The organism is Tuberibacillus sp. Marseille-P3662 (assembly GCF_900178005.1).
In the GTDB taxonomy this organism is placed as follows: Bacteria; Bacillota; Bacilli; order Bacillales; family Sporolactobacillaceae; genus Marseille-P3662.
In genome coordinates, this window is record NZ_FXBS01000006.1 from 1541141 (window position 1) to 1560265 (window position 19125).

At 45.4% G+C, this 19125-nt stretch carries 16 protein-coding genes and 1 riboswitch; of the genes, 6 read left to right on the top strand and 10 right to left on the bottom strand.

Annotated elements, in window-relative coordinates; all coding sequences use genetic code 11:
• Positions 1–9: 9 nt before the first annotated feature.
• Both B9Y89_RS16360 and B9Y89_RS16365 read right to left on the bottom strand, forming a co-directional pair.
• Positions 10–1206 (bottom strand): iron-containing alcohol dehydrogenase, encoded by a 1197-nt coding sequence (locus B9Y89_RS16360; RefSeq protein ID WP_441351495.1) that lies wholly within the window; start codon positions 1204–1206, stop codon positions 10–12.
• A 147-nt stretch (positions 1207–1353) separates the two neighbouring features.
• A complete protein-coding gene (locus tag B9Y89_RS16365) occupies positions 1354–3147 on the bottom strand; it encodes a sigma-54-dependent Fis family transcriptional regulator (RefSeq protein WP_254901274.1) in 1794 nt (597 codons plus the stop codon).
• Between the two features lie 125 nt (positions 3148–3272).
• Here B9Y89_RS16365 and B9Y89_RS16370 point away from each other — a divergent pair, with 125 nt between their 5' ends.
• Positions 3273–4046 (top strand): 3-hydroxybutyrate dehydrogenase, encoded by a 774-nt coding sequence (locus tag B9Y89_RS16370; protein ID WP_085524256.1) that lies wholly within the window; start codon positions 3273–3275, stop codon positions 4044–4046.
• A 231-nt stretch (positions 4047–4277) separates the two neighbouring features.
• On the opposite strand, the gene B9Y89_RS16375 is transcribed toward B9Y89_RS16370, so the two are convergent.
• Positions 4278–5540: a beta-ketoacyl-[acyl-carrier-protein] synthase family protein gene (locus B9Y89_RS16375; protein ID WP_085524257.1), complete on the bottom strand. Its 1263-nt coding sequence runs from the start codon at positions 5538–5540 to the stop codon at positions 4278–4280.
• Positions 5541–5777: 237 nt separating this feature from the next.
• Here B9Y89_RS16375 and fabL point away from each other — a divergent pair, with 237 nt between their 5' ends.
• The 5 genes from fabL to B9Y89_RS16400 all read left to right on the top strand — a co-directional run bounded on the left by fabL (position 5778) and on the right by B9Y89_RS16400 (position 10937).
• The gene (gene fabL, locus B9Y89_RS16380) at positions 5778–6554 is read left to right on the top strand and encodes an enoyl-[acyl-carrier-protein] reductase FabL (RefSeq protein WP_085524258.1); all 777 of its coding nucleotides are present in this window, start codon (positions 5778–5780) and stop codon (positions 6552–6554) included.
• A gap of 135 nt (positions 6555–6689) precedes the next feature.
• Positions 6690–6944: an acyl carrier protein gene (gene acpP / locus B9Y89_RS16385; RefSeq protein WP_085524259.1), complete on the top strand. Its 255-nt coding sequence runs from the start codon at positions 6690–6692 to the stop codon at positions 6942–6944.
• A 20-nt stretch (positions 6945–6964) separates the two neighbouring features.
• Positions 6965–8593 (top strand): class I adenylate-forming enzyme family protein, encoded by a 1629-nt coding sequence (locus B9Y89_RS16390; protein WP_085524260.1) that lies wholly within the window; start codon positions 6965–6967, stop codon positions 8591–8593.
• A gap of 90 nt (positions 8594–8683) precedes the next feature.
• Positions 8684–9907 (top strand): acyl-CoA dehydrogenase family protein, encoded by a 1224-nt coding sequence (locus B9Y89_RS16395; RefSeq protein WP_085524261.1) that lies wholly within the window; start codon positions 8684–8686, stop codon positions 9905–9907.
• Between the two features lies 1 nt (position 9908).
• Positions 9909–10937: a zinc-dependent alcohol dehydrogenase gene (locus tag B9Y89_RS16400; protein ID WP_176222267.1), complete on the top strand. Its 1029-nt coding sequence runs from the start codon at positions 9909–9911 to the stop codon at positions 10935–10937.
• A gap of 92 nt (positions 10938–11029) precedes the next feature.
• On the opposite strand, the gene B9Y89_RS16405 is transcribed toward B9Y89_RS16400, so the two are convergent.
• The 7 genes from B9Y89_RS16405 to B9Y89_RS16435 form a co-directional block, all read right to left on the bottom strand.
• A complete protein-coding gene (locus B9Y89_RS16405) occupies positions 11030–11245 on the bottom strand; it encodes a hypothetical protein (protein ID WP_085524263.1) in 216 nt (71 codons plus the stop codon).
• A gap of 306 nt (positions 11246–11551) precedes the next feature.
• A complete protein-coding gene (locus tag B9Y89_RS16410) occupies positions 11552–12319 on the bottom strand; it encodes a 3-oxoacyl-ACP reductase (protein ID WP_085524264.1) in 768 nt (255 codons plus the stop codon).
• Positions 12320–12334: 15 nt separating this feature from the next.
• Complete coding sequence (locus B9Y89_RS16415; RefSeq protein WP_085524265.1) at positions 12335–13783, bottom strand: acyl-CoA reductase; 1449 nt, start codon at positions 13781–13783, stop codon at positions 12335–12337.
• A complete protein-coding gene (locus tag B9Y89_RS16420; protein WP_085524266.1) occupies positions 13780–14874 on the bottom strand; it encodes a LuxE/PaaK family acyltransferase in 1095 nt (364 codons plus the stop codon). The genes B9Y89_RS16415 and B9Y89_RS16420 overlap by 4 nt, the downstream gene beginning before the upstream one ends.
• A complete protein-coding gene (locus B9Y89_RS16425) occupies positions 14874–16220 on the bottom strand; it encodes a solute carrier family 23 protein (RefSeq protein WP_085524781.1) in 1347 nt (448 codons plus the stop codon). Before B9Y89_RS16425 ends, B9Y89_RS16420 begins: the two co-directional genes overlap by 1 nt.
• 83 nt (positions 16221–16303) lie before the next feature.
• Positions 16304–16402, bottom strand: a riboswitch (TPP riboswitch).
• A 41-nt stretch (positions 16403–16443) separates the two neighbouring features.
• Positions 16444–17634 (bottom strand): thiolase family protein, encoded by a 1191-nt coding sequence (locus tag B9Y89_RS16430; protein WP_085524267.1) that lies wholly within the window; start codon positions 17632–17634, stop codon positions 16444–16446.
• Positions 17631–19118, bottom strand: coding sequence for an AMP-binding protein (locus B9Y89_RS16435; protein ID WP_085524268.1), 1488 nt, complete (start codon positions 19116–19118; stop codon positions 17631–17633). Before B9Y89_RS16435 ends, B9Y89_RS16430 begins: the two co-directional genes overlap by 4 nt.
• Positions 19119–19125 lie beyond the last annotated feature (7 nt).

Consider the following 19125-nt stretch of genomic DNA (forward strand, 5'->3'; position numbering starts at 1 on the left):
ATCTCTCCTTTACCTATTCATAACTTGGCTATTGGAGAAATCGTAGTCATAACAGATCTGATATAAGTCGACAATTTCATCTTCAGTTGGAACCCTTGGATTATTGCCCGGACTCCCACTAATGACTGCGTCTTTTGCCATTTTTGCTTGTACTTGTTGAAGTTCGTTCTCATCAATGCCATACGATTTCATATTAGGAATATCTAAATCACAACATAACTGTTTGACTCCAAGCACCACTTTATCGGCAATCTCTCGGTTCGTGAGATCGGCCACATCGTCGAAAAGTAACTCACCAATATCCGCCAAACGATCAAGGGCTTCATCTTTGCTAAATTCAAGGACTGCCGGCAATAACATCGCGTTGGAAACGCCGTGCGGGACATGAAACATCGCCCCAATGGGTCGGGACATGCCATGGACAAGGCATACAGAAGCATTTGAGAAGGCCATACCTGCAAGCATAGCTCCATAAGCCATATTGTCTCGTGCTTCCAAATTGTCGCCATGATGATAAGCATCACGTATATTGTCAGTGATGAGTTTGATGGCCGACATCGCTAACGTATCTGTCAACGGCTGAGCAACCCTCGAGATATAAGCTTCAATCGCATGGGTCAAAGCGTCAACGCCTGTCGCAGCGGTTACTTTCTGTGGTGACGACGCTGATAACCGCGGATCCACAATTGCTGTCTCTGGTAAAAACGCGGGCTGCTTAATCATCATTTTGACATCACTTTTAAGATGCGTGACGACCGTGACATCAGTCGCTTCTGAACCGGTGCCCGCTGTTGTCGGAACCGCTATTAACGGAAGCGCTTTCTTGGTAGCGACGACTTTATTATTCATGTAATCACCTATATTGCCCCCATTCGTCGCTAGAACCGCTACAGCTTTTGCGGTATCAATACAGCTCCCGCCACCGAGAGCAATGATGACATCACAAGCTTCACTTTTTAATAGTTCAAGTGCCTCATAGACAAATTGATCCGTTGGTTCTGAATCAATATCAAGATATTTGACATGATCAAGATCCGCCTCGGTCAAAGCTGTTTCACAGGCATCAACATTACCGAGTTTTTCCATTATCCGGTCACTGATAATCAGAACCTTTTGGCCAAAAGTCGCGGCCTCATCCCCTATTTTTTTAAAGGCGTCTTTTCCATAATAAATGTTCTTAGGCATTCGCACAGTTGCAAAACTCAAGGCTGTCATACCTCCCTTTACATGTATTCGCTTTCTTATATGCAATAATCATGCCAAGAATACTTTCCTTTAAAAATCTGATATTCCGGCTCCTAACGACAACAACAGTGTAGATATTTATCTACACTGTTGTTTGGGTGTTGAATTTTATGAACATTCAACCTGTAATCGTTTTAATTTTTGATAAAGCGTTGATCGATGGATCCCTAATAGCTCCGCTGCCTTGGTTTTATTACCATTGGCCTGTGTGAGGACGCTCCTTATAGCCTCCCTTTCTTGTTCCTGTTGTTGTGATTTTAACGACTGTCCGGTCGTGATCACCGTTTGCTTCTGCTTAGACGGACTACCCACAATATTTTTCGGTAGGTTGTTCACACCAATCGTTGTATTTTCAACTAGCGTTACAAGCTGTTCAGCCATATTCACGACTTCCCGTATATTGCCTGGCCAATCATATTGCACCAGAGCCTCCATAGCATTCCGGGTAAACGTTTTTGCGGAAAAGTCATAAATCTCGCAAAAACGTTGAAGATGGTGGGATAGGAGCATTGGAATATCATCTTTGCGTTCCTTAAGAGACGGCACCATTAGCCGGATGATATTAAGTCGGTAATAGAGATCCTCCCTAAAGTCACCACTGTCAACCATGGCTTCAAGGTGATGGTTGGTCGCCGCAACAACTCTGACGTGTACAGGAATTTTACGGCTTCCTCCGACTCGTTCAACCTCTTTCTCCTGCAAGACCCTAAGGATTTTGGCTTGCATAGATAACGACATATCACCAATTTCATCAAGAAAAATCGTTCCTTTATCCGCCGACTCAAATTTTCCTGGCTTTCCTCCTCGTTTCGCCCCCGTAAACGCCCCTTCTTCATAACCGAACAGTTCTGCTTCCAGTAAATGCTCAGGAATCGCAGCACAATTTAAACTGATGAATTGCCCATCTGACCATGGGCTAAGATGGTGAATCGCTCTAGCAAACAACTCTTTGCCTGTTCCACTGTCGCCGGTGATTAAAACCGTTGCCATGGTCCTTGCTGCTCTTCTAGCCATGCTTTTACAGTTGGCTAATTCATGACTTTCTCCAATAATTGATTCAAATGTGACCGGTTTCTGCTTTTGCACATGCCTCTCTAGTGGGGGCTGTTTTTTAACATGCTTCCGGTTAGCTTCATTCGCCCTTTCAATAATTTGATAGAGTTCGGAAACACCTTCAAAGATGAGCATGCCAATACACCCGCTAATCCTGCCATTCCGCCAAATCGGTATGCGATGCACAACCATTTTTTGTCCTTGAATTTCCTGAATATACCCTCGCTCTGGAATGCCGGTTTCAAGCGCAATATGCATACGAGTATTTTCAATGACATCCGTGACATGTTTGCCGATCACATCAACATCCCCAACCCCCAAAAAGTTTTTATACGCCTTATTCATTGTTTGAATATAGCCATTCTCATCGGAGACTGACACACCTTCATAAGCACTTTCTAGAATAGCATTAAGCGTTTCCGTATCATGGGTTTTCGATTGAATGAAACTGGAATAGGCCTGCAGGATCGTTTGTCTTGATAATTGTCCAACTAATTGGTTGTTAGTAATCACGGGGATAATAGTGTGGGTTGAGTGAGCAAGACTCAACATAGCGTCATCCGGGAACACTGATTGGACGGTTTCCAACATATCTATCTGAATCGTTTCATTAATTGGCCAGCCATATAAAAATAGATCAAACAAACGCCATGTTGTTAAAACACCAAGAACACAACGTTTCTCATCGGTTACGATAACTTCTGAACACTGTTGCTCCCTCATGAATTGAATGGCCTCGTAGATATCAATGCCAATTTTAAGATCAAGGGGTGGCGTCATCCAATATTTAACTTGATTACGAGCCGATGTATGGTTTAATTCTATGGGTTGATGCAGTTCCATAGCCATAAGAGCGCTCTCTCCTATCATTGATTTTAGGCTACCAATAGTCATATAATATATTGTATCAAGAAAGCGCTAACAAATCTATCTAACAAAAGAACCTATCAAGCTATTTAAAAGGAGAATCATTTATGCAAGAACAAGTTGTCATGATCACGGGCGCTGCCCGGGGTATCGGTTATGAAATCGCCAGAGCGTTCGGTGAAGAAGGTGCAACCGTTATTTTAACGGACATTGATGAAAAAGGTTTAGCTGATGCTTCTGCTCAATTAACACAAGAAGGAATAGATAGTCACAGCCAGATATGTGACGTGACCAGCGAAGATCATATTAAAAGAACGCTGAATCATATCTTAGACAACCATGGCCGTATTGATGTATTGATTAATAATGCGGGCTTACAACATGTAGCATCGATCGAGGAATTCCCCACAGAAAAATTTGAGCAGCTTGTTCAACTCATGCTTGTCGCACCTTTTATGACGACAAAACATGTCTTCCCAATCATGAAACACCAACAGTTCGGACGGATCATCAACATGGCTTCCATTAACGGCGTCATTGGCTTTTCAGGAAAAGCAGCCTATAATAGCGCAAAACATGGAGTGATCGGTTTAACAAAAGTCGCCGCGCTTGAAGGCGCTGAACATGGGATTACTGTCAATGCGCTCTGTCCGGGTTATGTGGATACCGCACTGGTCCGTAATCAAATGAACGACTTAGCCAAGAATCGAAATGTTCCATTGGACGAAGTGTTAAAGGAAGTTATTTATCCCCTCGTCCCGCAAAAACGCCTGCTCGCTGTCAAAGAAGTCGCTGACTACGCTATGTTTTTGGCGAGCGACAAAGCGAAAGCCATAACGGGGCAAGCAACAGTGATTGATGGCGGCTACACCGCCCAATGATAAAGAGGCCGGGAAAATCTAAAACAGGATACTCAGGAAGCCGAACCATAAGATATGAAAGCAAGTTCTAAGCGTCGTTAAAATACTTAGACGCCCGCGGCAAGCGAAGGATTTTGACGTAGCGATGACAGGAATGACGATTAAAAAAAATCATCCGAACGGATTCATCAACAAGTTCGGATGATTCTGTGACTCATATACTTCTGTCCCAATCTCTTATTATTTAAAGTCTTAACGGTTAACCTGTTGCCATATTAAGACACCATTTTGCCCGCCAAAACCAAAGGAATTGCTAAGCACACTTGAAATATTTCCAGGGCGGCTATGGTTAGGAACAATATCTGGCGGTGCTGTGTCATCCTTGTCCGTACAATTCAATGTCGGCGGTAAAGTCTGCGTCTCCAAAGCTTTGATACTTGCAATACTCTCGATGGCGCCTGCAGCACCTAGCAGATGACCGATCGCCCCTTTGATGGAACTCACAGGGATCTGCTCTAGCTGTTGACCGAAGACATCGCTTAATGTAGCAGATTCAGCCTGATCACCAGCAAACGTAGCAGTGGCATGTGCGTTGATATAATCAATCGCTTCTGCATCGATTTCAGCCCGGTTAAGCGCCTCTTGGATAGCATTTTTGGCTCCAAATCCCTTAGGATCAGGTGCCGTTTCATGATAAGCATCATTTGAAGCGCCATAACCAGTCAGTTCTGCATAGATTGTGGCATTTCTCGCTTGAGCATGTTCAAGCGTTTCAAGAACGAGCATCGCAGCTCCTTCTCCCATCACCATTCCTTGACGTTCCCTGTCAAAAGGACGCGACCATTCACTGTCATTTTCAGGACCAGTAGTGGCAATGGCTTGTGAAGCACGCAGTCCCGCTAAAATGGAAGGACTAAACAAACACTCTGCCCCCCCTGCTAGCACCATATCTGCTTTCCCTAATCGCAGCCAATCACTACCCTCTCCAATCGCATTCGCTGAAGAAGCACAGGCTGTCGAATAGGTCATAACAGGACCCGTCATTTCATATTGTCTGGCAATTTCTGCTCCGGCAGCATTCGGCATCGACTTAGGCACGAGGCGCGGGCTGACCCGGGTGGAACTCCCAGTAGCCAAACGTCCGGCACCCTGTTCCAATGTTTGTACCCCGCCATAAGCACATCCAATCGAAATTCCCATACGATGGCGACTATAAGCATCATGTAACGCTTCTTTATCAGACCAACCAGCATCTCTTAAAGCTTCTTGAGCAGCAACTAATCCCAATTGTGAAAAACGATCCGTTCTTTGAATCGATTTTCTTTCAAGATAGTCTTTGGGATCAAAGCCGGAAAATCGGGCTATAACGGGAGCCCATTGCCGCAAATAGTCATCCTCCGTTTGGCTTACGGCAGAACGTGAGGCGATCAATTCATCCCAAAATAAAGACACACCAGCACCAAATGGTGTCATTGCACCAAGTCCTGTTACAACAATGCGTTGATTATTAGACATCCTGAATCCATCCCTTCTAATCTAAACAAACCTAAGGCTACCAGTGCACATAAGTTGAGTTTTAAAAAAATAGAGTGATAAAATAAATATTGTATAAGGCGTCATTCACAATATTTTAACATATTAATGTCTCAATACGGTATTATCAATGCTTATAGATGATTAAGGTCATTGTGAAGGACGTATCCTTTTTTGGGGATTTGACATCACTATATCCAACCTTGAAAGGAGGCGAAAATGCTGGAATTATCTTCAATCAGACCATATAAAGACAAAGTTGTCTTCATTACTGGCGGTTCACGAGGGATCGGCCGTCGACTTGCTTTACGATTTGCTGAAGCAGGCGCAAATATCGTCATTAACTACTTCCGAAATGGCGAGGCTGCTCGAGAAGTTGCTGCAGAAATAGAAGCCTTAGGGCGACAAGCACTGACCGTCCGTGCCAATCTAGCTCAAGAAGAAAAAATCGTTGATATGTTTGAGGAAATAAATGCTAAGTTCGGGCGACTTGACGTTTTCATACATAATGCTGCCTCAGGCCGCAATCGTCAAGCCACAGAACTCGATATCAAAGGCTGGGACTGGACCGTTAACGTCAATACGCGGGCTTTTCTAATTGGTGCTCAACAAGCTGCCAAATTAATGCCTGAAAGTGGCGGAGCTATGCTTGCCCTTTCATCATTCGGTGCGGATCATGTTTTCCCCTATTATACTGCTGTCGGCGCGAGTAAAGCCTCGTTAGAATCATTGGTAAGATACTTCGCTCTTGAACTTGCTCCGCAGCACATTAATGTGAATGCGATATCTGCCGGGGCAGTACAAACAGATGCCTTGAATCACTTTCCTGAGATGGATGATACAATGGCCGCTATTGAGGAGAAAATGCCATATGACCGTATGGTTGTCCCTGATGACATTGCCAATACAGCCTTATTCCTGTGTTCGAAGGAAGCCGAGATGATTCGCGGACAAACCATCCGCTTAGATGGTGGTTTAACGCTAAAACTACCATGATTAATAGCATCAATGAACTTTATACAGCTTAGACACCATTTGCCTTCTTATCGGTTAATGGTGTATTTAAATGGTAAGAAATAATCTTATAAGATTTAATATCAAATTTTAATTGAATAATTGGAGATGACAAAAATGGCTGAGACCTTAACGAAAGAAGAAATAACGGAAAAAGTACGGCATGTTGTGAGTCGTGAATTACAAGTAGATATATCTGATATCCAGACGGAGAGTCTCTTTGTTGATGATCTAGGTGCGGACTCTCTTGATTTGACAGAACTAGCTGTTGCTTTTGAAGATGAATTTGGCCTTGAAATTCCCGAATCCGATTTTGGACAACTTTCAAAGGTATCCGGCGTCGTTGATTATATCGCTGGCCGACTTGCTTAATTAAAGAAAGGTGGAAAATAATGTTTGATTTTAACGGTAGAACCTTAACCGATGCTCGTGCTCAAAGCTTTTTAGACCAAGGTGTTTGGACAGAAGAATCATTTATTGATGTTTTGGAACACAATGTCGAACGCTATCCCGAATTAATTCACAAGGACGAAAAACAAAGTCTCAGTTATAAAGAACTATGGGATGAAGTGGAAGCTGTTTCGGCTCACTTTTATGACCTTGGTTTAAGAAAAGGTGATAGGATTGCTTTACAATTACCGAATACCCTCGATTATGTGATCGCAATTTTTGGTGCAGCCCGCATCGGAGCTGTAGGGGTCACCCTGCAAATCGACCTCGGACGTCAAGCGATTATCCAAAGTCTTGAGAAGTCTCAAGCCAAAGCATGGATTATTGCCGATAGTTTCCGCGGCGAATCACTTTATAAGATGGCTCAAGAAATTCAGCAAGAAGTCCCTGGACTCACGCACCTCATCCTCCAAGGAGATGCCTCCCAAGCACCTGAGAAAACCCTTACCTTCGCTTCACTACGTACACCGACAAGACAATTGGCACAATCAGAGCTGGAAACAAATCGACCTGGTCCTCTAGATGCCTTTCTGATTGTCTTTACCTCGGGAACCACCGGAGAACCGAAAGGCGTTGTGCATCTCCATGCGAATTACCTTTGGGCAGCACGTGCCTATGCCGACAACTTTGAATATCAACCGGGTGAAGGCGTGCTTGACGTTGCACCGATCAGCCACCAGACTGGAATGCTGGCGGGTGTGATGATGACGATTGCGAAATGCGGAAGCATCCTCTTATTGGACCGATTTTCTGCAACTCGGGTGTTAAATTGGATTGAAAGAGACAAGCCCGCTTATATTATCGGCGCACCGCCTCATGTGATTCACGTAGCCAACAACCCAAAACTAACATCTACTGATACTTCCAGCGTTAAACTATTTATCTATGCTGGAGCATCCGTACCTAATGCGGTCTTACAGAACTTACAAACAGAAGGCGGTATTAAAGTTGGTGCTATGTTTGGCTGGTCAGAAGGATTTGTAGCGACAGCGACACGGCCTAATGATTCTTTAGAGGCGATTAGTAGTACGGTCGGGTTTGCTGTGCCTGGTATAGAGGTACGGCTTGTTGACGATGATGGTCACGATGTAGAACAGGGCACTCCGGGAGAAATGTGGTCACGCGGCCCCAATTTCAGTCCTGGATACTTCGAGAATCCAGAAGCCGCTGACCGCCAGTGGGATAAAGACGGTTGGTTCCATTCAGGGGATTTGTTACGTGAAGACGAAAACGGCCGATATAGTTTCGTTGCACGTGCCGATGACATTATTAACCGCGGCGGAACAAAAGTCGATCCCAAGCATGTAGAAGATGCGATTGCTGAACATGACTCAGTAGAAACGATTGCTGTTGTCGGAACACCACATGAAACACTCGGTCAACAAGTCGTGGCCTGCGTTGTACTGAAGGAAGAAGCCGCTTCGTTTGACTTAACTGAACTTAATGATTTTCTAGCCGAAAGTGGTTTAGCTAAATTTCAGTTCCCAGATGATCTAAAATTAATGGATGCCTTGCCCACCACTCACTCCGGAAAAATCAAGAAAAAAGATTTGCGCGAAACCTTACAGTAAACATGCCATTATTCAATGAATGAATCATTAACAAGCCCAAAAAAACAACTCATTTTTTTGGGCTTGATTTTAGCAAAGGAGCTTAGAACTATGAGCATTTTGAATTCCTCAGAACCGGATGGGATTGAGATCACTCATTCAGAGATTGATCCTAGCCTCATTCAAAGAGCCAACGAAATTCGTAACCGTGTTCTGACCTTCCGCCAAGATGAAGCAGCGGAGTGGGGAGAAAAAATTGAACAGACAGGCCGCATTCCCGATGATCTCTGGGAACGCATACGAACGCTCGGTTTACACAAGTTAACACAACCGATGTCATATGGCGGTGAGGGGTTTCCTCTCAGTCTTTATTTCCCTATCTTGGAGGAAGTCGCTCACTGTCATGGCGCTATTCGTATGATCGTTCATGCCTATAACAGTCTTTGGAGAACTGTGGGACAAGGATCTAAAGACCAACAAAACGAATGGCTGTCCAAAATGATTAACAATGGTGAAGTGATTGCTTTCGCATTAACCGAACCTGACAATGGAACAGGGATTGACCTTAAAACCACAGCTGATGAAAAAGATGGACAGTTCATCTTAAACGGACGCAAGCATCTGATTACCTTCGCCGAGGAAGCTTCGGCCTTGACCGTTATCGCTAAAATGTCAGGAGAATCGGGCCGTGATGGTTTAACTGCTTTTCTTATCCCTAACGATCGTGAAGGGCTTTCATTGGAACCGATGCCGGAAATGATGGGCGACAAAGGATGCTCTCATGCTATCGTCACATTTGACAACTGCCGGGTCTCTCAAGATGAAGTACTAGGAGACATTGGCGGAGGCTTCGGACTTGCCGTTCGGGGCTTCTTAGACCAAAGCCGGGCGTGTATTGCCCAAAGTGCTGTGGGATTAGCCCAGGAGGCTTTGAATGCTACCCTTCAAAAAGTTCGTTCTAGAACCACTTTTGGAAAAGCACTCGCGAGTCGCCAAGCTGTGCAAATGCGTCTGGCTGATATGCAGGTGGCGATTCAAAGCACACGGCTGCTTTGCTTGGATGCGGCTCAAAAATTTGATCAGGGTCAAGATATCTCCTTGGAGGCATCTATAGCTAAAGAACAAGCAATCGGTATGGTTAAGCAAGTTACCGACAATGCGCTATCCTTGTTTGGCGGCAGCGGGTATGCTGTCGGCAGCCCCGTCGAACGCCTTTACCGTGATGCCCGCTCACTCTGGTTCGAAGAAGGTACTGAAGAAATGCAGAAAATGACGATCGCTGAATCGCTATTGACCAATGCTCGCCGTCGTGAGCGTAGAAAGAAGCATCATTAATATGAAAGCTATTGAATTTACTCCGGAACAAGGTTTCCAACTAACCGACAAAACTTCTGTGACACCAGAACCTGGAGAAGTGCTTTTAAATGTTGACGCCTGTGGAGTGTGTGGCAGTGACCGACAAATTGTAAACGGGGGTCCGCCTCCAAAGGGAACGACCTTTCCATTAATTATGGGACATGAAATTGCCGGAACTATCGCAGCGGTTGGTGATCAAGTCGAAGGCTGGCAAGTGCACGATTCCGTACTCGTCCATCCCTTTATTCCCTGTGGAACTTGTTCAGCCTGTCAAAATCAGCAGTATAACCTTTGTTTGCGACAAACCTGTATCGGATACCATCGTCAAGGTGGATTTGCTGAACAGATGGTGGTTCCTGCTCAGCAATTAATTCGTGGAAGTCATCAATTATCGGCACTAGCATTAGCCCTATTGCCTGACGCCTTTGCGACACCTTATCACGCCATACGCCTAACAGAAATGACAGCGGATGATACAGTTCTTGTTATTGGTACCGGGGGACTAGGGTTAGCCACCCTTCAGCTGGCTAGTATCTTTGCTCCCAAAAGACTCGGAGCGGTCACCCGCCGATCATCGGGTGTCGAGACAGCCCAAAATTACGGAGCTGAGATGGCGGTCGCACTAAATAAGCAACACAGGGCAACCGCAAGGCAGATTCGGCGTTGGTCTGGCTCGAGTGGCGTTGATGTGATTATCGATACGGTGGGAACGTCCGCTTCCATGACCTTGGCATTGGATGTGATCAAACCCGGAGGTACTATTACACTCGTGGGGCTGTCTGACGAGTCAGTTCCCCTCCCGATCCTCAAAACCGTTCAGCGGGGTATTAAAGTCATCGGTAGTTTTGGATCCTTGCCTGAAGACATCTCAATGTTAAGACAATTGGCAGAAAAAAAGCAGTTTGACCCGTCTTCATTAGTTGCCGGAACGCTGCCTTTGGAGCACATTCATCAGGCTTTTACAACAGATAGACAATCAGGACGCTGGGTCATCGAACCTAATCGTTAACCTGAAGGTTGATTTATCCCGTCAAAATGGGGTTCCTAAAAGTATTTATCATACTTAAGGGAGCCCCCGTTTTTTCCACTTGATTAACGACCTCAAATCATTGCACTTGAACCTAATGCCGCCCCTCCTAAAGACTGTTCTTTCAAAACCTGAATCGACTCGGGTTGCGGGGTAAAGTTCATAAGAACTAAGCCGGCAACAGCGATCACCAAAACCATAATAACAATAGTGGCGAAAATAATCGTTTTTACTTTTCCCCTTCTTTGAAAGGTACTAAATGTATCGAAATCTTCATGCGATTGAGTCAATATTGATGCCTCCCTTCATTTCTTGATAAAACTATGCCACTTAGAATCATACTGAAAGATCAAGCAGCAGGCAATAGCCAAACTCTAAAATGACCCCCTATGATCATTCCCTATTTGCAAGTCTCTCCATTTGTTCGCAGGAACAACTACAGGCGATCCCTATGACAATTTAGCGGAACTCAGCGCCGAAAACAATAATGCCTCCATTTTCGACCAAAGATAATCATGGAAAGACCCAATCACTCGAAAAAGATTAGATTAACATAAAAGAGGTACCTCTTATGGTACCCCTTTTTCTTTATTCATCTAACTCATCACGAGTCCACCGTCAATAGAAAGACATTGACCGGTGATGAAATCAGCCCAGTCCGAAGCGAAAAATAGCACGCCCCCTGTGATATCCTTTGGTGTCGCCAGTCTGCCCAAGGGTGTCATATTAGAGATCGCTTCCCGGGTGTCTTCCTTCGTCTCCCGGCTGGCGTCCGTCGGGTAAGTTAGGCCCGGCGCCACACAATTGACCGTGATCCCAAAACGACCCAGGTCAGCAGCGAGATTCCGACTATAGCCTAGAAGGCCTGCCTTAGCGGTCGTGTAATCATGGTAAGGCACGAGAGGACGATCAATAAGATTAGTTACCATATTAATGATCCGTCCGCCATTTTGTTGTTTCATGTAAGGAATTACAGCTTGGCACACGTTAAAGGTACTGCCTAAGCTGCCGTCAAGCTGTTCCTGATAATCCGACCACTCCATTTCCCAAGCCGTTTTCCGCGTCTTTGGATTAAATATATAGTTGGGAAGCGCGTTATTGACCACAACATCAAGGCCACCAAAAGACTCGACGATATCGGCAACCATTTGTTGAACGGCTGATGCGTCCGTCACATCCGCTTGCATGAGAGCGGCATCCCCGCCGCTGTTGTAAATGTCAGTCACGACCTGATGAGCGGCGGATTCACTTTTTAAATAATTGACAACAACAAAGGCCCCTTCCTCGCCAAAAGCTTTAGCAATCGCCGCTCCTATCCCGCGGCTGGCTCCAGTGACAAGAATGACTTTCCCTTTAAAATCCACTGTGGATCACCCCTTTTATTCAGCGTCTAGATCATAATCTTCCGCTTGGTGTTCTGCACTATATTCAATATCGACCCAGCGAACCAAATCAAGTAAATTCATACCGCCATCATGATGCCACCCAGGCGTGGTTCGAGACATGTTACCAACAGCGGTAACTCGTGTGACCCCCACCTGTCCTAACTGCTCAGCTAAGGGGAATAGCCGTTGAGGTGCGACGGCGACACCAACAGACTGTAAATAAGACTTAAAAGGTTGAATATAAGACATGGCTTCAGATAAGTGCTGACAACCAAATACATGGATCGTACGATTGAGCGGTGAAGCAGCAAATCCGGGCTCGTGATGAACAATCACCGTCCAATGGGTGTTATCAGAACTGGTATACACATCGCTTTCTGTAAACTCAAACCGACTGCGTTCACTACGGATCGCTATAGCCTCAGCGTGCGAAATCGTTCCCCTTGGCCGTTTATCGTCATATCGCTGTAGCGCCGTTGCCAACATTTGTGCAAAAGCCTGCGGTGCCACCGAACCGCCGGCTTCAACAAATACCGCATGAGGTGATAGACACCCCTGTTGATCATAGATGGAAACATCCTCAGCAAGACGTTGGACCGTGTCATCAAAGCGATCCGGGGTGAGCGCCTCTTGCCCAATCATCGCAAAACTGATTTTATGCCCATACCCAATAAACCGTTGGGTTGCCGGTACCCGTTTTTTTATGGCTTCAAGTGATTCATTCGATCCGTAGGCAACAATAGCTTCTGCTTCCGCAATCGCCGCATCTTCAAGCTCGGCTGTCCCACCTTTCCACGGCAAAATCGCTAGACAAGATCCTAATTCTGGGCTGACCTCTTCTATAGACCGAGCAAAAAGAACCGGCATCAATGGTTCAGCCGATGACGTTTTTCCAATGATACCCGATTTTAATAACAGCCCCATGACTAGACTCCATATCGGCAAACCAGGGATATTGCCTGAGAATACGTTAAAGACGACATCGGGCCCATATGCCTTAGTGAATCCGCCTGATTTGCTCGGTCGAAACCCATCCAGCACTGAAGGATTATCGAATTCATTATGCAAAAAACGGGCTAACGCCTTCTTCCGGAATGTTCGCATGAAACGTTTTAATTCAAGACGGATGATTTCCTTATCATATCCAGTGATCTCCGGGAGCCACCGTTCGGCGAGGCGCCGCCAATGGTACTCTGGGTCAAGCCACTTTTGCACCGCCTGATCCACGACATCGACGATCTCCATCACGTCAACATTCGTAAGCAACCATTCGCGATGATGTTTAACAATCCGAGCAATGTCCGTTATGTCTCCGGCTGATAACTTCGGCAATCGCAGCGTCAAGGTACGATCCTCAGATGAAAATACGCGTTCTGTAAATGAATCGAGATCAATGTTTTCCGGGATATAGAAAGCATCTAAATGATCATGTCGACCGCTCATGATTGATGAGCCTCCATTAATGCATCCACAGTTAAAGAACAACCACGCGCTTCAGACCCTTTCGCCCGTCCGAGTAAAACAAGACCTTCTTCAGTTTGATAGCCAAGATCTTCGGTTAATACGGCGAGACAGCTGTTCCAATTGGCTAAATCATAATGAGCCAAGACACCCACTTCTCCCATCTCTACTGGTTCCAACGTGTCTGGATGTAATACTTGTGTTCGTACCCAAGCGGGACTGACTTTCTCCCGAGGCGGACCTTGTTCGTTGACAAAACATTGATCGTACAACTGTGAACTGATCTCTGTCATCCCGTACATATTGATGCAATCAGCCTGACTTACGCCAAATGTATCTTGAAAAGATGCATATAATGTTTCCTGATCAACCTCACGTGATTGACCTTTAAAACCCCCGGTATCAAATAGACGGCTCCCATCTGGGAGTTCAAAATTGATGTTTTTTTCAGCACAATAATCAAGGACATGAACATAAGCAAATGATGCGCCCATTAACAGCACAGGCTTTTGTCTGTCTTCACTTACTCTAAGTGCCTCAGTTAGTCCCGACATATCAAGGGCTTCCCCTTGAAAGAAACATTGGCTATGCTCATCACCGAATGTCTTGACGACCATCGTTAGATACCTTGCTAATGAAGAATGGGGATTCACATCAGCACCCGGAGAAAGGGTATAGATCGTCATCCGGTCGCGATCAGGCAATACAAACTGTTTAAACCCTGTCGTCATCGAAGCATCCCAAACATCCAAAGTCGGATGATGATTTTTTCCGCGTTGATTCTTATTCGTCGTTCCACTTGTCATAAATATAGCCTCAGCTTCCGTTGGCGGCTCACAAGACAACGCCAATGCTTTAAAGGCTTGGAGCGGTATCGCTGGAATATCACGCCAATCCTTGACAGTTAATGGCGTCTTTCTTCGTTTCTGACAATACTTTTTATACGGAGCATTATGCTTGAACTGATAAGCGAATAATGACAAGGCCATGTCGTTAAAAGTTGTGTCATCATCCTTTGATGATTTAATAAAATCATAGATTGTCGATGTAACCTCTATAGATTCCGTCTGCATCAAACGTGTCCTTCCTTTCTGAGGGATTTTAACCCATTTGGAATGTTGACCAGTACCAGTTGCAGCAACATCGCTGTTAGAGCCCCAACAAGAATGGTATTGCCGAGCAAGCGCCCGGCCCAGTTATCTACTGAGCTAAAATCATCCGGAAGCGCAATCGCCAGTAGAATAGATAGGCCCGCGATCACAAAATTGGCCTCTGTTTTTGCCATACGATTCAATATATTGATACCTGTGAAAATAAGCGATGCAGCAGCCGGCAAGAACATACCACCAACGACGGCATCTGGCGTTATGGCCAAAACAGCCCCTGCCTTCGGAACAAATCCCAGTATAAGAAAAATGATCCCGGCAACTTTGACGGCATGCCGCGAACCGACACCTGTTAATCGCATTAAACCGACGTTTTGTCCATATCCTGTTGTCGGAAATCCACCAAATAACGTTGACAGCATTGACCCGGCCGATTCGCCTGCAAACCCGCTGCGGAGTCGTTGCTGATCGAGCTTAACCCCAACCATGTCTGCTGCCGCTTGATAAACACCCATTGCTTCAATAACCGCAACTATGTAAGCAATAAAGAAGGTCATAAATGTTAACAAATCAAAATGCAAGGCACCATACGGCATGAAATGCGGCCATCCAAACCACCCTCTCGTCGCAATGTCCGAAAACGACAGTGCTCCAAGGACAAAACCTATAATATCACCGATGACCAAGGCAATGAGAAATGAAAACGAACGCCACATGCCTGTTCCAAAAACCGACAAGATGATGACCAGCAAGGCGGTTGTGATTGACATCGCAAGCACGTCACCATTTAAAAAGTTCTTGGTTCCTGGTGCCCCTCCTAAAAATAAATTCAAGGTGAATTCGGAAAGGCCGATGCCGACAATAAAAATGACAGTCCCTGAAATCACCGGTGTAAAAAACGCCTTCATTTTTGCGAGAATACCCGTCACAGCAAGTAGAAAAACAATCGCAGCACTGACGATGACGCCGCCTCCCGCTGCAGGTAAGGTATGCGTTTTTCCAGACGAAATCATGAGCGCATCAAAGGCTGCCGACGGACCCTGGACGACCGGAAGCCGGACCCATCTTGTTGCTTGAACAAGCGTCACTAACCCCGCCGCGATAAAAATCGCGTTAATCATATTTGCTGACAGCGCAAACGGTAACCCAATCATAGCGGCAACAAAAACCGGATCAAGCCAAACGTTAGACACAAACACATGCTGCAGGCCATAAAGCAACCCTTTTACCGGTGGAAACTGCTCCTCCAAGCCGATTGTTACATGACTTTCACTCTTGGACGTCCTATGGTCCTCTATTTGTCTGTCTTCCATCATCCATCTCCTCCCAAATAAAAAAAGCCACCCAGCAAAGTGGGTGGCTTAAGGGACAAAGTTTTAATACAATGACCATCATTCGTAATACCACGCCACTTCCCCACGCTAGTATTACCTAGTTCAGGTCCAAAGGGTCGAATAAAATCTCTCAGCTTTTGACAGCTCCCCTAGTGGTGACTTTTTCAGTTTTTATAATATTAGCACCTGATGGCTAACATCGTCAATGAATAGATGGGTCCTGCGTTTGAACCCGTTTGACCAACACGGCGGTTCCGATACCGCCGCCAATGCCCATTGTCGCCACACCATATTGCTGATCTTCCATGATTAATTCATGAACGAGGCGCGTCATAATCACCCCACCGCTCGCGCCATACGGATGCCCTAATGCAATCGCACCGCCGCCTCTATTCACCTTATATTCGGGTATATGTAATAACCTAAGGGAGGCCAATACTTGTGACGCAAAAGCTTCATTCAACTCAAATCTATCAATAGCTTCAATGGTCAGTTGATGTCTATTAAGCAATTCGGTGACTGCTGGAACGGGTCCCATTCCCGGTAAGTTAGGATCCACACCAATAGAAACAGCATCCACGACTTCGGCCATAGGCTGTAAGCCAAACGCCTTGGCCTTTGCTTCTGACATCATTAAGACCGCACTTGCCCCATCATTCATTGGACAAGCATTCCCCGCAGTGACCGTCCCCTGTTGTCCATTGTCCGCAAAAAGGGGTGGGAGTCGACGAAATAAGCGATATAATGATCCGCTCCGCGGACATTCATCGACCATTAAATCATTATGGTCATGCGTACTAACGGCTATCATCTCGTTATTAAAACGACCCGTTTTGATAGAATGAGTGGCTTTCTCGTGACTATTCATAGCGTAAGCATCCTGGTCTTCTCGTGTGATGTTATAATGTTGAGCGACATTTTCCGCCGCTTGTCCCATATCAGGATCCCCGATTTGAGCAGGCGCAAATGGCGCCCGTACATAAAATTGCGGTGGTTGGACTTGATGAATCGATTGTGGCCGAGCCATTTTCCATGGTGCTTGACTAACACTTTCCACACCACCAGCCACATACAAATCACCCGCCCCTGCTTGAATACAGCGCATGGCATAGACGATTGCTTCCAGACCCGAACCACATTGACGATCAATGGTTACACCTGGAACCTTATAGGGAAAACCCGCTGTTAATGAAGCTAACCTCGCCATATTCCCGCCAGGTCCAACGACATTGCCTAATATAACATCATCAATGGCTTCAGGAACCACCTTCGCCTTGTTGATTAAAGCTTTCAGTACTTTGGCTGCTAATGTTTCTGGAGCAATCGATTTAAGCCTTCCATTTGCTCGACCAATCGGGGTTCTTAATGCTTGGACAATGACCGGACGATTCATATTTTAAAACCATCCCTCTCTTCTAACATGTCTATTAATTGACGCCGGGCTAATTTGCCGCTATTCGTCAAAGGTAAGGTTGGTATGACTTCAATCCTTCTTGGAACCTCATGTATTGGCAAATGATCTCGGCAATATTGTCGTAAGTGCTTCATGTTAATCGAATCGGCCAATGCTTGTTCAATCACAAGGATAGGAATCCTTCCCCAAAGATGGTGTGATAAACCGACCACCGCCAAATTATCAATACCTGGATAACGCCGAATGACCGTCTCAACGGACTCCGGGTAGACATTCCATCCACCCGTGATAAACATATTTCTTTCTCTGCCGACAATGTATAAATAACCATCTTCCATATAGCCTAAATCACCGGTTGTAAAATAGTTGCCGAGAAAATGATCCCGATTTTTCTCTGGGCTATCAAGATACCCTGAAAACATCATATCGCTTTTCACATAAACCCGGCCGACTTCTCCATCAAGACAACGCTGATGTTGCTGATTGCTAATGAATAAAGAGACACCTGAAAATGGGACACCCACAGAATCAGGGGCCTTATGAGCATGCTCTGGTGAACGGTAAGCAACAAAACTCAATTCGGATGCGCCATAAAATTCATATAGACGAGTCGACGGTAACCACGCTCTAAATTGCTCTCGATCAGCCGGCTTTAATTGATCCCCGGAGACAATCACCGATTTAAGGGAGTCGGGAGCCGATGTTACGGGTTCAAATTGAACACCCGATAACAACATGGTCAGCATGGTTGGCACAACGTACAGATCCGTCAATTGATCTTCTTGACACCAATGTAACCATCCACTGGGAGACAATCCTTGTCTGATATAAGCCGTCCCACCCACTGTTACGGTCTGAATTAACGCAAAAAAGTTTAAAGAATGCTCTAAGGGACCCGGAATACCAACCCGATCCAATCGGGATAAGCGGAAAACAGACTGACCTCTTATTAAACTATTCACCCATGATTCATGATCTCTGATAAATGGCTTCGGAAGTCCAGTCGTCCCACTGGTAAAACTTAAATAGAACGGACTTTGAGGGGATACATCTGAAATACCGTCACCTTCGTTATACTTAGTCATTAACAGTTCGTCCCTATATACAATACGCTTAACTTCATCCTCCATCCACGGTTGATAGAAGGCCTGGTCAATAATAAGGAGATCTAATTGGATTTTCTTTAAAATACCTAGCAACTGGTCATTCGTCCATTTACGATCCAATGGGGCGATGACTTTCCCTGATAGAATTGTCCCCAGTGACATTTCAATCATCGTTTCATGATCCCGTGTTAGCACCCCAACGCGTCCAACACCTATCTGAAACGACTCTAACATCTTTTTAATATGTAACAAGCGATGGTAGAGAGATTGATAGCTGTATGTCGTCCGCTCTGTCACGATAGCTTTATGATCCGGTTGCTGATATGCATGGTTACGCAACGGTTCTAGAACATTCATGGTATCA